This is a genomic window from Pseudomonas arvensis, from assembly GCF_056688935.1.
This window is the reverse complement of the sequence record NZ_CP162038.1, coordinates 4,070,765-4,084,391: the sequence shown is the minus strand read 5'-3', so window position 1 is coordinate 4,084,391 and position 13,627 is coordinate 4,070,765. Positions and strand designations below refer to the sequence as shown.

Genomic DNA, 13,627 nt, shown 5'->3' with positions numbered 1-13,627 from the left:
TTAGGGAGTGAGGTGTAGGGCGGGGAGAGAGGAATAGCGAGGTTGTTGTGGCGAGGGAGTTTGCTCCCTCGCCACCTATACAGTCAGGAATCAATATTCCCAGAAGATTCGTTGCAGTTCTTTGCTGTCCTGGGTCTTGGTCATGGCAACCATCGCCAAAATCCGCGCTTTCTGCGGGTTCAGGTCGAGGGCAGCAACCCAGTCATACTTGTCGTCTGGCTGCTCGGCATTACGCAACACCATGCCGCCGGCATTCACGTGGGAAGAGCGAATGATCTGCACGCCTTGCTTGCGCAGTTCCACCAGCGCAGGCACCACTTTGGACGACACCGAACCATTGCCGGTACCGGCGTGGATGATGGCTTTGGCGCCAGCCTGGGCCAGGGCTTTGTAGGCGGTGTCGCTTACGTTGCCGTAGCCGTAGGCGATTTCCACATCGGGCAGGCTTTTGATGGTCTTGATGTCGAATTCCGAATCCATGGTGTGGCGCTTGGCAGGCAAGCGGAACCAGTAGGACTTGCCTTCGACCACCATGCCCAGCGGGCCCCAAGGGCTCTTGAAGGCTTCGGTCTTGATATTGATCATCTTGCTGACGTCGCGACCCGATTGGATCTCGTCGTTCATGGTGACCAGCACGCCTTTACCGCGCGCGTCTTTGCTGCCGGCTACAGCCACGGCGTTGTACAGGTTGAGCATGCCGTCGGCCGACATGGCGGTGCCCGGACGCATGGAGCCGACCACTACGATTGGCTTGTCGGTTTTTTCTACCAGGTTCAGGAAGTAGGCCGTCTCTTCCAGGGTGTCGGTACCGTGGGTGATCACGATGCCATCCACGTCTTTGTTGTCGGCCAGTTCGGCGACCCGGCGACCCAGTTGCAGCAGGTTTTCGTTGTTGATGCTTTCGGACGCAATTTGCATCACTTGCTCGCCACGCACATTGGCGATCTGGCTAAGCTCAGGAACACCGGCGATCAATTGCTCGATACCGACTTTGGCCGCCTGGTAAGTGGCACTGTTGGCGGCGCTGGCGCCAGCGCCGGCAATGGTGCCACCGGTGGCGAGGATCACCACGTTGGCCAGCTTGGCCTTGGATTCGACTTCTTTTGCCTGAGCGGCAACGGGGAACAGCAGCAGCAGGGCTAACGCGCCCGGAACAAAATTCTTCAGTGCAGATTTCATTATTTTTCTCTCTGGTTTTTGATGAGTGCTGTAGCAGGTTCATCTAGAGCGCCCGGGCGATTCTGAATGCCACGAGGTGCTGGGTAGGAGCAGGATCTGTACCAGGCTGATTGTGTTTGCGGATATAAAATAACTTATTGATTTATAACGATTATTATTGGAGGGCTGACAGGTGGGGTGATGCGGCTGTCCGGCTTTCCGAACAAGCTGCGCGATTGCGTTCGGTTGTCCGAAAATGATCACCAGAAAATCCTGGGTCGCCTGTTGAAGTCTGTTGTTTCAGAGGACGAAACGGTGGGGGAAATGTTTAATAACGTCCTTTCGCCGCACGGAAGGCCAGGAGCTAGAGGCCTTGCATGAAAGGGAGTGTTCTACCGTTGACAAATCTCGACAAGGTTCTCATAGTTCGACCAACGCAAACGTTTGCGAGATGTTTCACGGCGTACTTCAAGAGCGCTGTGAAGGCTCTTATCAGCCACCCGGGTGGGAGGGTTGCCGAAGCATTCTTCGGTGCAAGCGTTGCTCACAATAATCATAAGATCGGAGTGAACCCATGAAGCTGCCATTTGCTGGACGTCTTCTTGCTGTCGCTGTGCTTGCTGCCGCATCCGCCGCTTTACCCCTGTCCTCCGCATTCGCTGACACCGCCGCCAAACCCAAGGTTGGCCTGGTGATGAAGTCCCTCGCCAACGAATTCTTCGTCACCATGCAAGACGGTGCCAAGACGTACCAGAAAGACCACGCCGCCGATTTCGACATGATCACCAACGGCATCAAGAACGAAACCGATACCAGCGCGCAGATCGACATTGTCAATCAAATGATCCTTGCCAAGGTCAACGCCATCGTCATCGCGCCTGCTGACTCCAAGGCGCTGGTCACCGTGCTGAAAAAAGCCTCTGACGCCGGTATCAAGATCGTCAACATCGATAACCGCCTGGACCCGGGCGTGTTGAAAAGCAAAAATCTCGAGATTCCCTTCGTCGGCCCTGACAACCGCAAAGGCTCCAAACTGGTGGGCGACTACCTGGCCAAGCAACTGACGGCAGGCGACAAGGTCGGCATCATTGAAGGCGTACCGACCACCACCAACGCCCAGCAGCGCACCGCCGGCTACAAGGATGCGATGGACGCTGCCGGTATGAAGATCGTTTCCACCCAATCCGGCAACTGGGAAATTGACCAGGGCCAGAAAGTCGCCTCGGCCATGCTGAGCGAATACCCGGACCTCAAGGCCTTGTTGGCCGGTAACGACAACATGGCCCTGGGCGCCGTCTCCGCCGTACGTGCGGCAGGCAAGGCGGGCAAGGTAATGGTCGTGGGTTACGACAATATCGAAGCGATCAAGCCGATGCTGAAGGACGGCCGTGTCCTGGCGACTGCCGACCAGGCGGCTGCCCAGCAAGCAGTGTTCGGTATCCAGAATGCGCTCAAGCTGGTCAAGGGTGAGAAAGTCGATGCCAAAGACGGCGTGATCGAAACCCCGGTCGAACTCGTCCTCAAGAAGTAATCCTGGCGGCACCCAACAGCGCCCGCTCGCTCTGAGCGGGCGCCTGGAGATTTTCCTATGTCATCTTCCGCCCCGAACGCTGTCCTCTCGGTCAGCGGTATCGGTAAGACCTATGCCCAACCGGTTCTGTCCGACATCACCCTTACGCTCAACCGAGGGGAGGTGCTGGCGCTGACCGGTGAGAACGGCGCAGGCAAAAGCACCTTGTCGAAGATCATCGGCGGGTTGGTCACGCCGACCACCGGGCACATGCAATTCAATGGTCAGGATTACTGTCCCGCCAGCCGTACCCAGGCTGAGGCGCTGGGCGTGCGCATGGTCATGCAGGAGCTCAACCTGCTGCCGACGCTGACCGTGGCCGAAAACCTGTTCCTGGATAACCTGCCCAGCCACTGTGGCTGGATCAGCCGCAAGCAACTGCGCAAAGCGGCGATCGAGGCGATGGCCCAGGTCGGTCTGGATGCCATCGACCCGGACACGCTGGTCGGTAGCCTGGGTATCGGCCATCAGCAAATGGTCGAGATTGCCCGCAACCTGATTGGCGACTGCCACGTACTGATCCTCGACGAACCCACGGCCATGCTCACGGCCCGTGAAGTCGAGATGCTGTTTGAACAAATCACCCGCCTGCAGGCTCGGGGCGTGGCGATTATCTACATTTCGCACCGGCTGGAAGAGTTGGCCCGCGTCGCCCAACGCATTGCGGTATTGCGCGACGGCAAACTGGTCTGCGTCGAGCCGATGGCCAATTACAACAGCGAGCAACTGGTCACTTTGATGGTCGGTCGCGAGCTGGGTGAACACATCGACCTGGGGCCGCGCAGCATTGGTGGCCCGGCCCTGACCGTCAAAGGTCTGAGCCGCTCGGACAAAGTCCGCGACGTGTCCTTTGAGGTGCGTGCGGGCGAGATCTATGGCATTTCCGGCCTGATCGGCGCTGGCCGTACCGAATTGCTGCGTTTGATCTTCGGTGCTGACCTGGCCGACAGCGGCACCGTGGCCTTGGGCTCACCGGCCCAGGTGGTGAGCATTCGCTCGCCGGTGGATGCAGTGGGGCATGGCATTGCCCTGATTACGGAAGACCGCAAGGGCGAAGGCCTGCTGCTGACCCAGTCCATCAGCGCCAATATTGCTCTGGGCAACATGCCGGAAATCTCTGGCGGCGGTGTGGTAAACAGCCGCGACGAAACCGCGTTGGCCAAGCGCCAGATTGACGCCATGCGTATCCGCAGTTCCAGCCCGGCGCAATTGGTGTCGGAACTGTCCGGCGGCAACCAGCAGAAAGTGGTAATTGGCCGCTGGCTGGAGCGCGATTGCTCGGTGATGTTGTTCGACGAGCCCACGCGCGGCATCGACGTGGGTGCCAAGTTCGACATTTATGCCTTGCTCGGTGAATTGACCCGCCAAGGCAAAGCGCTGGTGGTGGTATCGAGCGACTTGCGTGAACTCATGCTCATCTGCGACCGCATCGGCGTGCTCTCTGCCGGGCGCTTGATCGAGACCTTCGAGCGCGACAGCTGGACCCAGGACGAATTGCTCGCCGCCGCCTTTGCCGGCTATCAGAAACGTGATGCGCTGCTCAACGATGCAGTGCTTAGGGATACCCCATGAAAACCACAACGACCCCCGGTAAAACTGGCGGCAACTTCTACGGCCTGGGTACCTATCTGGGGCTGGCGGGTGCCTTGCTCGCGATGATTGCGCTGTTTTCGGTGCTCAGCGACCACTTCCTGTCCTATGACACCTTCAGCACCCTGGCCAACCAGATCCCGGACCTGATGGTGCTGGCGGTGGGCATGACGTTCATCCTGATCATCGGCGGTATCGACCTGTCGGTAGGTTCGGTCCTGGCGTTGGCGGCGTCGGCCGTCAGCGTGGCGATTCTTGGATGGGGCTGGAGCGTATTGCCCGCCGCGCTGCTCGGCATGGGCTGCGCCGCGTTGGCCGGCACTATCACTGGCTCGATCACCGTGGCCTGGCGAATCCCGTCGTTTATCGTGTCCCTCGGTGTGTTGGAAATGGCTCGCGGCGTGGCGTACCAGATGACCGGTTCGCGCACGGCCTACATCGGTGATTCGTTTGCCTGGCTGTCCAACCCGATTGCGTTCGGTATTTCACCGTCCTTCATCATTGCCTTGCTGGTGATCATCGTTGCGCAGCTTGTACTGACGCGTACCGTGTTTGGCCGTTACCTGATCGGTATCGGCACCAATGAGGAAGCCGTGCGGCTGGCGGGGATTAATCCAAAGCCCTACAAGATTCTGGTGTTCAGCCTGATGGGTCTGCTGGCCGGCGTGGCCGCGTTGTTCCAGATTTCGCGCCTGGAAGCCGCAGATCCGAACGCCGGCTCCGGCCTGGAGCTGCAAGTGATCGCCGCCGTGGTGATCGGCGGCACCAGCCTGATGGGCGGGCGTGGTTCGGTAATCAGTACCTTTTTTGGTGTGTTGATTATCTCGGTATTGGCCGCCGGCCTGGCACAGATCGGCGCCACCGAGCCCACCAAGCGCATCATTACTGGTGCCGTGATCGTGATTGCGGTGGTCCTCGATACGTACCGCAGCCAACGCGCCAGTCGGCGCGCCTGAGCCATGGCAACGATCAAGGATGTGGCCGCGCTTGCAGGTATTTCCTACACCACTGTGTCCCACGTGGTGAACAAGACGCGCCCAGTGAGCGAGCCGGTACGGGTCAAGGTCGAAGCCGCTATCAAGCAGCTCGACTATGTGCCCAGCGCCGTCGCACGCTCGCTCAAGGCCAAGACCACGGCCACCATTGGTTTGCTGGTGCCCAACAGCCTCAACCCGTACTTTGCCGAGCTGGCGCGGGGCATCGAGGATTACTGCGAGCGCAACGGCTACTGCGTGATCCTGTGCAACTCCGACGACAACGCAGAAAAGCAGCGCAGCTATTTGCGGGTGTTGCTGGAAAAACGCATCGACGGCTTGATCGTGACTTCAGTGGGCGGCGATGACAGCGGCCTCGCCGCCGGGTTGAGCGCGGTGCGCACGCCCATGGTGATTGTCGACCGGGCGCTGGACGGCATTGATGTCGACTTGGTGCGTATCGACCATGAGGAGGGCGCTTACCTGGCGACCCGGCACTTGCTGGAGTTGGGGCACCGCGACATCGCTTGCATCGGCGGCCCGGCCCATACCCGTGTCGCTCAAATGCGCCTGGCGGGATACCACCGCGCGCTCCATGAGGCAGGCGTGGAAGTACTGGCCAATCGCACGCAGGAAAGCGACTTCACCAGCACCGGCGGTTATGCTGCTGCCGTGCAATTGCTTGCGGAAAACCCGCCCAGTGCGATTTTTGCGAGTAACGACATGATCGGCTTCGGCGTGTTGCGTGCCGCAGCCGAACGCAATATCCGCGTGCCGGGCGAGCTGTCGGTGATCGGTTTCGATGACATTCAAATGGGCCGCTACGTTTACCCGGCGCTGACCACGGTCGGCCAGTCGATCCTGCAACTGGGCGAGATGGCCGCCGAGCTTTTACTGCGACGTATTGCAACACCCCAACTGCCGATCGATCAACGCATCGTGACGCCGAGCATCGTATTGCGCGAGTCGACGGCGCCCGTCGCCGGTGTGTTCGCGCAATACCGCTGAACCGAATTGATGAGTACTGATGTATGCCAGCAAAAGTAGTGGTAGTAGGCAGCTTGAACATGGACCTGGTCACCCGCGCCAGCCGGCTGCCCCGCGCCGGTGAGACACTGATCGGCCAAACGTTTTCCACGGTGCCGGGCGGCAAGGGCGCCAACCAGGCCGTGGCATCGGCGCGACTGGGGGCGAGCGTGGCAATGATCGGCTGTGTTGGCTCCGACGCCTACGGCACTGAGTTGCGTGGTGCATTGCTGGTGGAAGGTATCGATTGCCAGGCCGTCAGCACCGTGGACGGTTCCAGCGGGGTGGCGTTGATCGTGGTGGATGACAGCAGCCAGAACGCGATTGTGATTGTCGCCGGCAGCAACGGTGAACTGACACCCGCATCACTGCAGGCGTCTGATGCGGTGTTGCAGGCCGCCGACGTGATCATCTGCCAGCTTGAAGTGCCGATGGAAACCGTGGCGTATACCCTCAAGCGCGGCCGTGAGCTGGGCAAGACGGTAATCCTCAATCCGGCGCCGGCCAGCGCGCCGTTGCCTGCCGATTGGTACGCCTCGGTCGACTATCTGATTCCCAACGAAAGCGAAGCCACCGCACTGAGCGGTGTGACAGTCGATTCTCTGGACAGCGCCAAAGTGGCTGCCACACAACTGATCAAGGCCGGGGCAGGCAAAGTCATTATCACCCTCGGCGCCCAAGGCGCATTGTTTGCGGATGGCAAAGGCTTTGAGCACTTGGTGGCGCCCAGGGTCAAGGCGTTGGATACCACGGCTGCCGGCGATACCTTTGTCGGTGGTTTCGCAGCAGCCCTGGCCAGCGGTAAAAGTGAAGCCGAGGCCATCCGTTTTGGTCAGGTCGCGGCAGCATTGTCAGTCACCCGTGCCGGTGCGCAACCCTCCATTCCTACGCTGCATGACGTTCAAGGTTTTGTACCTTTATGAAAAAGACCCCTCTGCTCAATATCGCACTGTCGCGGGTGATCGCCTCCCTGGGCCATGGCGACATTCTGGTGATCGGTGATGCGGGCTTGCCGGTGCCGCCGGGCGTCGAGTTGATCGACCTGGCATTGACCAAAGGTATTCCTGATTTCATCAGCACCTTGCGTATCGTGCTCAGTGAGATGCAGGTGGAAAGCCACGTGCTGGCGGAGGAAATCCTGCTCAAGCAGCCGCCCGCTCTGTCTGAACTGAATGTGCTGAATGAGCAGGCCGCTCTTGGCGAGCAACGTTTGCTCAGTCATGAAGCCTTCAAGCAACTGAGCCGCCAGGCGCGGGCCGTTGTACGCACTGGCGAATGCCAGCCTTACTGCAATATCGCGCTGGTGTCCGGCGTAACTTTCTAGAGTTCCCCAACGACAAGGAGTGTTTTATGCAACGTGGTATTCCAATCCTGAGAAATCTGTTTCGGAGTGTCTTGCTTTTGTCCGCGCTCACTGCTGCAAGCGCCCACGCGGCGGAGAAAATCGACCTGATCATCGATACCGACCCAGGTGCCGACGATGTGGTGGCCTTGCTCTTTGCCATGGCCTCTCCGGACGAATTGAACATCCGAGCCTTGACCACCGTCGCCGGCAACGTGCGCCTGGACAAGACTTCGCGCAACGCTCGCCTGGCCCGCGAGTGGGCAGGGCGCGAGGACATCCCGGTCTACGCCGGTGCGCCAGCGCCGCTGCTGCGCAAGCCGATCTATGCCGAAAACATTCATGGCAAAGAAGGCATTTCCGGCGTCACCGTGCATGAGCCTAAAAAGGGCCTCGCCGAGGGCAATGCCGTTGATTACCTGATCAAGACCTTGCGCGCCGCGAAGCCTCACAGCATCACGATTGCCATGCTTGGCCCACAGACCAACCTGGCGCTGGCATTGACCCAGGACCCGGAAATTACCCAGGGCATCAAGGAAGTCGTAGTGATGGGGGGCGCGCACTTCAATGGCGGCAATATCACGCCGGTTGCCGAGTTCAACCTGTTTGCCGACCCGATTGCGGCGGAGATTGTGCTCAAGAGTGGCGTCAAACTGACTTACCTGCCGCTGGATGTGACCCACAAGGTGCTGACCAGTGAAGCGCGTCTGAAAAAGATCGCCGACCTCAAGAACAATGCCAGCAAGGTCGTTAGCGATATTCTCAACGAATACGTCAAAGGCGATATGGAACACTACGGCATCCCCGGCGGCCCGGTGCATGACGCCACCGTTGTTGCCTACCTGCTCAAGCCTTCGCTGTTCAGTGGCCGTGAGGTCAATGTGGTGGTGGACAGTCGCGAAGGCCCGACTTTCGGCCAGACCATCGTCGATTGGTACGACGGCCTTAAACAACCGAAGAACGCGTTCTGGGTTGAGAACGGCGACGCCCAGGGCTTTTTCGATCTGTTGACCGAGCGCCTGGCGCGTCTGAAGTAAACCGCTTGCCGGTCGACGTTCGTCGGCCGGTTCTTATTCGCGCTCGGGGTTGTGTGCCCCCATGTGATCGGCCGGGTATTTCTCGAACACCTGGCCGATGAAGGCTTGTGCCGCCTGGGTGCCGAGTTCCTTGACCAGCAGGTCGATACCGATGATTGCCAGTTCCTCCGGGCTTCCTGGGCTGTAGGAGCTTTGTCCTTGTGGCCACTTGGCTTTGATGTCGGCTTGCAGCGTTACGGTGGTCATGGAAATCTCACGGGCTGAAATACGGGGCAATGCGCTGGCGCGCGGTTCTACCGGGCGCAGTTAAGCATTTTGCGCGGTGTTTGGCACTGCTACTTAGGCATGACGCGAGTGCTGTGCGACACTGTCCCTCTGTTTAATTGCCGGGGAAACCGTGTGCAAATCGATTTGAATAACCCCGATAACCTCACGCTGGCCGCCGTAAAGCAATTGATCGCCAGCGCCAGTGACGACGAACACACCCAACTGCGTGTGACCAAGGCCGGGATTGCCTACCTGTCTTCTGGCGTGGTGGCGGGCACTGACACGGAGGGCCTGCTGTTTCGCCTGGAGACCTGGGCCAAGGGCTCCGGTTACGTCGGCAATGTCGCGGCGAACGACGAGGTCTGGGTCATGCAGATCTTCAATGCCCTGCTGCAGAACTGGCCTAATCCACCGTTTGACTATATCGACATCTACTGATTGCGTTCATATCTGGTCACGATTGTCCGGGCGAACGCTGCTTGAGAGTCAGGCAGACTTGCCCAACGACGGTTTACGTCTTGAAACCAATCCGCCAGACCACTGTCGCACGATCTCTGTCCATTTTTTAATCATAGGAGGCTTCATGCCTTGGAAGCTCGCATCATTCGGTACTTTGTTGGCAGCACTCGCGTTGGCGGGTTGCAGCACCCCAGGTACCTCTGAGCCAGCCAAAGACACCGCCGTGACCGATGCCGGTCATAGCCGCTGTGAGTCAAAGGCTGCCGAGTTCACAATCGGCCAGAAAGCTTCGCCCCAGTTGCTGGAGCAGGCCCGTAGTCGCGCCGGTGCGCAGAATGCGCGGATCCTCAAGCCCAACGATATGATCACGCTGGAATACCGTTCCGACCGCTTGAATCTGAACACCGACGACAACCTGGTGATCACGCGCGTCAATTGCGGCTGATCGCTGCTTTTGCAGCGCCCATAAAAAACCCCGTCACATGGACGGGGTTTTTTTAGCTCAGCGGAGAATTACTCGCCGCGAACCTGTGCAGCTTGCATACCCTTTTGGCCTTTCTCAGCCACGAAGGAAACGGTCTGGCCTTCTTTCAGGCTTTTGAAACCGTCGCTTTCGATAGCTTTGAAGTGTACGAACAGGTCGTCACCGCCACCTTGAGGAGTGATGAAGCCGAAGCCTTTTTCATCGTTGAACCATTTAACGGTGCCGGTTTGGCGATTAGACATGGTGTATCTCCAAGAAACATATATTTTCAGTAGTGCTGTGCTGCTCAGGCCAACTGGGCACACCGGGCTATCATAGTCGAAATGTTCGACTTGGGAGCCCCCCCTAGGCACTGTTTGCTAATCAATAGCGTTGCGTTTAGGCGCTGTGTTGGCTGAAAGCCCCGATTTACGGGGCTTTCGCACGAAATATCAGCTGGTAAAAAAAGCCGTAAAAGCTGCGTAATTTGTGAGAAATGGCAGTTTTCAGGCTGTTTTTACGGCTGAAAATCCGTCTGATCGCGGGGCATACTTACTTTTTCTTCACGACTTTGCAGGAAGAAATAGCCGCCACGGCTTTGTTTTTGAGCTCAGGGCTGGCGTTCTGGTTGGTCATCAGCTCCTTGATTTCGGCGGTGTTCAATTCGGCGTTGATCTTGTCGGCGCCGCATTCGCAGTGGGCTTTGGCGGTCTTGGCGTCCACGTTCTGGCTGGCGGCCGCGCTGCAATCGCTGACGAAACTGTCGCGGGCACCGGCAGGCCAGTTCGACGGGGCCGCAGCATGTGCGCCGACGGAAAGCAGGGTCAGGGAAGCGGCTAGAGCGAGGGTAGAGGTAAAACGCATCATGAGGATGCTCCTTTGGGTCGAGGACGAACGGCGATTCTCAGTGGGTTTGAGGGCATGCGTACAGCCCAAGTTCACTTTCGCCGCTATTTTGTCTTTGCGTAAGAAGGCGTGGGCGCGATGACCGTTCATCTGTGCTAGCATCGATGCCCTGGCCATTTCCAGGCGCGCCATTTGCCGTCTTGCCAGTTTCTTTTTAGTTCACTCCAGTCACTCTGGTTCGATTATCGGTTGGCCGAAAGGCTCCTGCCGCTGTAAGGCAGGCGTTCATCACTGAACGGCCTGGTGTTGGATCTTGTACTGGCTCATCCCAACCCACGTGACCTTTGGTAGGGGTCACCACTAGGAGAGGAGGCGCCATGCCAACTATTACTCTTCCCGATGGCAGTCAACGTTCATTCGATCATGCGGTTTCCGTAGCCGAGGTCGCCGCATCCATTGGTGCCGGTCTGGCCAAGGCCACCGTAGCAGGCAAGGTCGACGGCAAACTGGTTGACGCCAGTGATCTGATCACCTCCGATGCCACCTTGCAAATCATCACGCCCAAGGATCAAGAGGGGCTGGAGATCATTCGCCACTCTTGCGCGCACCTGATTGGCCATGCGGTCAAGCAGCTGTACCCAACGGCGAAGATGGTGATCGGTCCGGTTATCGAAGAAGGCTTCTATTACGACATCGCCTACGAGCGTCCTTTCACGCCGGACGACATGGCGGCCATCGAGCAGCGCATGCACGCGCTGATCGAAAAAGATTACGACGTCATCAAGAAAGTCACGCCGCGCGCCGAAGTGATCGACGTGTTCACTGCTCGTGGTGAGGACTACAAGCTGCGTCTGGTGGAAGACATGCCGGACGAGCAGGCCATGGGCCTGTATTACCACGAAGAATACGTCGACATGTGCCGTGGCCCGCACGTGCCGAACACGCGCTTCCTCAAGTCGTTCAAGCTGACCAAGCTGTCCGGTGCCTACTGGCGCGGCGACGCCAAGAACGAGCAGCTGCAACGTATCTACGGCACGGCCTGGGCTGACAAGAAGCAGTTGGCCGCCTATGTCCAGCGCATCGAAGAAGCTGAAAAACGCGACCACCGTAAGATCGGCAAGCGCCTGAACCTGTTCCACCTCCAGGAAGAAGCGCCGGGCATGGTGTTCTGGCACCCGAATGGCTGGACCCTGTACCAAGTGCTTGAGCAATATATGCGCAAGGTTCAGCGTGACAACGGTTACCTGGAGATCAAGACCCCGCAGGTCGTTGATCGCAGCCTGTGGGAGAAATCCGGGCACTGGGCCAACTACGCCGACAACATGTTCACCACCCAGTCGGAAAACCGCGATTACGCCATCAAGCCAATGAACTGCCCGTGCCACGTGCAGGTGTTCAACCAGGGCCTGAAGAGCTACCGCGAGTTGCCGATGCGCCTGGCCGAGTTCGGTGCCTGCCACCGTAACGAACCATCGGGTGCACTGCACGGCATCATGCGTGTACGCGGCTTCACTCAGGACGATGCTCATATCTTCTGCACCGAAGAGCAGATGCAGGCCGAATCCGCCGCGTTTATCAAGCTGACCATGGACGTCTATCGCGATTTCGGTTTCACCGACGTCGAAATGAAACTGTCCACTCGTCCGGAAAAACGCGTCGGTTCCGATGAGCTTTGGGATCGCGCCGAAGCGGCACTGGCCGCAGCACTCGACAGTGCGGGGCTTGCGTACGACCTGCAGCCGGGTGAAGGTGCGTTCTACGGTCCGAAGATCGAGTTCTCGCTGAAAGATTGCCTTGGCCGCGTCTGGCAGTGTGGTACCCTGCAGCTCGATTTTAACCTGCCGATCCGTCTGGGAGCCGAATACGTCTCCGAAGACAACAGCCGTAAACACCCGGTTATGCTGCACCGGGCGATCCTCGGCTCGTTCGAACGGTTCGTCGGGATCCTGATCGAGCACTACGAGGGTGCATTCCCCGCGTGGCTGGCGCCGACCCAGGCAGTGATCATGAACATCACTGATAAACAGGCAGATTTTGCCGCTGAAGTTGAAAAAACACTCAACGAAAGCGGATTTCGTGCCAAGTCCGACTTGAGAAATGAAAAGATCGGCTTTAAAATCCGCGAGCATACTTTGCTCAAGGTTCCCTATCTTTTGGTTATCGGAGATCGGGAAGTCGAGATGCAGACTGTCGCTGTGCGTACTCGTGAAGGTGCTGACCTGGGCTCGATGCCCGTCGCCCAGTTCGCTGAGTTCCTCGCGCAAGCGGTTTCCCGGCGTGGTCGCCCAGATTCGGAGTAATTATTATTAAGCGTGAAATGAGACAAGATAAACGAGCTGCACCGAAAGCCCCGATCAACGAGAATATCTCGGCACGCGAGGTTCGGTTAATTGGCGCTGACGGCGAGCAGATTGGCATCGTCTCGATTGATGAAGCGCTTCGTATTGCAGAAGAGTCCAAACTGGACCTGGTGGAAATCTCCGCCGATGCAATCCCACCCGTTTGCCGGGTGATGGACTACGGCAAGTCGATCTTCGAAAAGAAGAAGCAGGTTGCCGCGGCGAAGAAGAACCAGAAGCAGATTCAAGTAAAAGAAATCAAGTTTCGTCCAGGGACGGAGGAAGGGGATTACCAGGTAAAACTGCGCAACCTGGTACGTTTCCTGAGTGATGGGGACAGGGCCAAGGTATCCTTGCGATTCCGCGGCCGTGAGATGGCCCACCAGGAGCTGGGGATGGAACTCCTCAAGCGGGTTGAAGCTGACCTGCTCGAGTACGGTTCGGTCGAACAGCATCCTAAGATGGAAGGACGCCAACTGATCATGGTCATCGCCCCGAAAAAGAAGAAGTAATCAACAGGGCACGGCAGGCCTTCTGATTATGTTTATCAACTGAA

General features: G+C 58.3%; 15 protein-coding genes. 11 read left to right on the top strand and 4 right to left on the bottom strand.

Annotated features, from left to right (window positions below):
- Positions 1 to 90 precede the first annotated feature (90 nt).
- Positions 91 to 1,179, bottom strand: a complete 1,089-nt coding sequence (locus AB3G88_RS18300; protein WP_112196238.1) for an asparaginase — start codon at positions 1,177 to 1,179, stop codon at positions 91 to 93.
- Positions 1,180 to 1,732: 553 nt separating this feature from the next.
- Here AB3G88_RS18300 and AB3G88_RS18295 point away from each other — a divergent pair.
- The 7 genes from AB3G88_RS18295 to AB3G88_RS18265 are packed head-to-tail and all read left to right on the top strand — an operon-like array spanning position 1,733 to position 8,697.
- Positions 1,733 to 2,689: a sugar ABC transporter substrate-binding protein gene (locus AB3G88_RS18295; protein WP_191946470.1), complete on the top strand. Its 957-nt coding sequence runs from the start codon at positions 1,733 to 1,735 to the stop codon at positions 2,687 to 2,689.
- A 57-nt stretch (positions 2,690 to 2,746) separates the two neighbouring features.
- Entirely contained in the window at positions 2,747 to 4,300 is a 1,554-nt protein-coding gene (locus AB3G88_RS18290) for a sugar ABC transporter ATP-binding protein (RefSeq protein ID WP_191959855.1), read from the top strand.
- Positions 4,297 to 5,274 (top strand): ABC transporter permease, encoded by a 978-nt coding sequence (locus AB3G88_RS18285; protein ID WP_099586508.1) that lies wholly within the window; start codon positions 4,297 to 4,299, stop codon positions 5,272 to 5,274. The genes AB3G88_RS18290 and AB3G88_RS18285 overlap by 4 nt, the downstream gene beginning before the upstream one ends.
- A 3-nt stretch (positions 5,275 to 5,277) precedes the next feature.
- Positions 5,278 to 6,300 (top strand): LacI family DNA-binding transcriptional regulator, encoded by a 1,023-nt coding sequence (locus tag AB3G88_RS18280; RefSeq protein WP_099586509.1) that lies wholly within the window; start codon positions 5,278 to 5,280, stop codon positions 6,298 to 6,300.
- Positions 6,301 to 6,323: 23 nt separating this feature from the next.
- Positions 6,324 to 7,241, top strand: coding sequence for a ribokinase (gene rbsK / locus AB3G88_RS18275; protein ID WP_191946467.1), 918 nt, complete (start codon positions 6,324 to 6,326; stop codon positions 7,239 to 7,241).
- Complete coding sequence (rbsD, locus tag AB3G88_RS18270; protein ID WP_099586511.1) at positions 7,238 to 7,642, top strand: D-ribose pyranase; 405 nt, start codon at positions 7,238 to 7,240, stop codon at positions 7,640 to 7,642. Before rbsK ends, rbsD begins: the two co-directional genes overlap by 4 nt.
- Positions 7,643 to 7,668: 26 nt before the next feature.
- Entirely contained in the window at positions 7,669 to 8,697 is a 1,029-nt protein-coding gene (locus tag AB3G88_RS18265) for a nucleoside hydrolase (protein ID WP_099586512.1), read from the top strand.
- 33 nt (positions 8,698 to 8,730) lie between these two features.
- On the opposite strand, the gene AB3G88_RS18260 is transcribed toward AB3G88_RS18265, so the two are convergent.
- Positions 8,731 to 8,943: a hypothetical protein gene (locus AB3G88_RS18260; RefSeq protein ID WP_032886978.1), complete on the bottom strand. Its 213-nt coding sequence runs from the start codon at positions 8,941 to 8,943 to the stop codon at positions 8,731 to 8,733.
- Between the two features lie 153 nt (positions 8,944 to 9,096).
- On the opposite strand from AB3G88_RS18260, the gene AB3G88_RS18255 reads away from it, so the two are divergent.
- On the top strand, positions 9,097 to 9,402 hold the full coding sequence (locus tag AB3G88_RS18255) for a hypothetical protein (RefSeq protein ID WP_099586513.1): 306 nt from the start codon (positions 9,097 to 9,099) through the stop codon (positions 9,400 to 9,402).
- A gap of 145 nt (positions 9,403 to 9,547) precedes the next feature.
- Entirely contained in the window at positions 9,548 to 9,868 is a 321-nt protein-coding gene (locus AB3G88_RS18250) for an I78 family peptidase inhibitor (protein WP_099586514.1), read from the top strand.
- A 68-nt stretch (positions 9,869 to 9,936) separates the two neighbouring features.
- On the opposite strand, the gene AB3G88_RS18245 is transcribed toward AB3G88_RS18250, so the two are convergent.
- Both AB3G88_RS18245 and AB3G88_RS18240 read right to left on the bottom strand, forming a co-directional pair.
- Entirely contained in the window at positions 9,937 to 10,149 is a 213-nt protein-coding gene (locus tag AB3G88_RS18245; RefSeq protein ID WP_003234260.1) for a cold-shock protein, read from the bottom strand.
- A 289-nt stretch (positions 10,150 to 10,438) separates the two neighbouring features.
- The gene (locus AB3G88_RS18240; protein WP_400528635.1) at positions 10,439 to 10,753 is read right to left on the bottom strand and encodes a hypothetical protein; all 315 of its coding nucleotides are present in this window, start codon (positions 10,751 to 10,753) and stop codon (positions 10,439 to 10,441) included.
- 356 nt (positions 10,754 to 11,109) lie between these two features.
- Between AB3G88_RS18240 and thrS the strand changes: the two genes are divergently transcribed.
- Both thrS and infC read left to right on the top strand, forming a co-directional pair.
- Positions 11,110 to 13,032 (top strand): threonine--tRNA ligase, encoded by a 1,923-nt coding sequence (gene thrS, locus AB3G88_RS18235; RefSeq protein WP_099586515.1) that lies wholly within the window; start codon positions 11,110 to 11,112, stop codon positions 13,030 to 13,032.
- Positions 13,032 to 13,583, top strand: a complete 552-nt coding sequence (infC, locus tag AB3G88_RS18230; RefSeq protein ID WP_015884933.1) for a translation initiation factor IF-3 — start codon at positions 13,032 to 13,034, stop codon at positions 13,581 to 13,583. Before thrS ends, infC begins: the two co-directional genes overlap by 1 nt.
- The last annotated feature ends 44 nt before the right edge of the window (positions 13,584 to 13,627 follow it).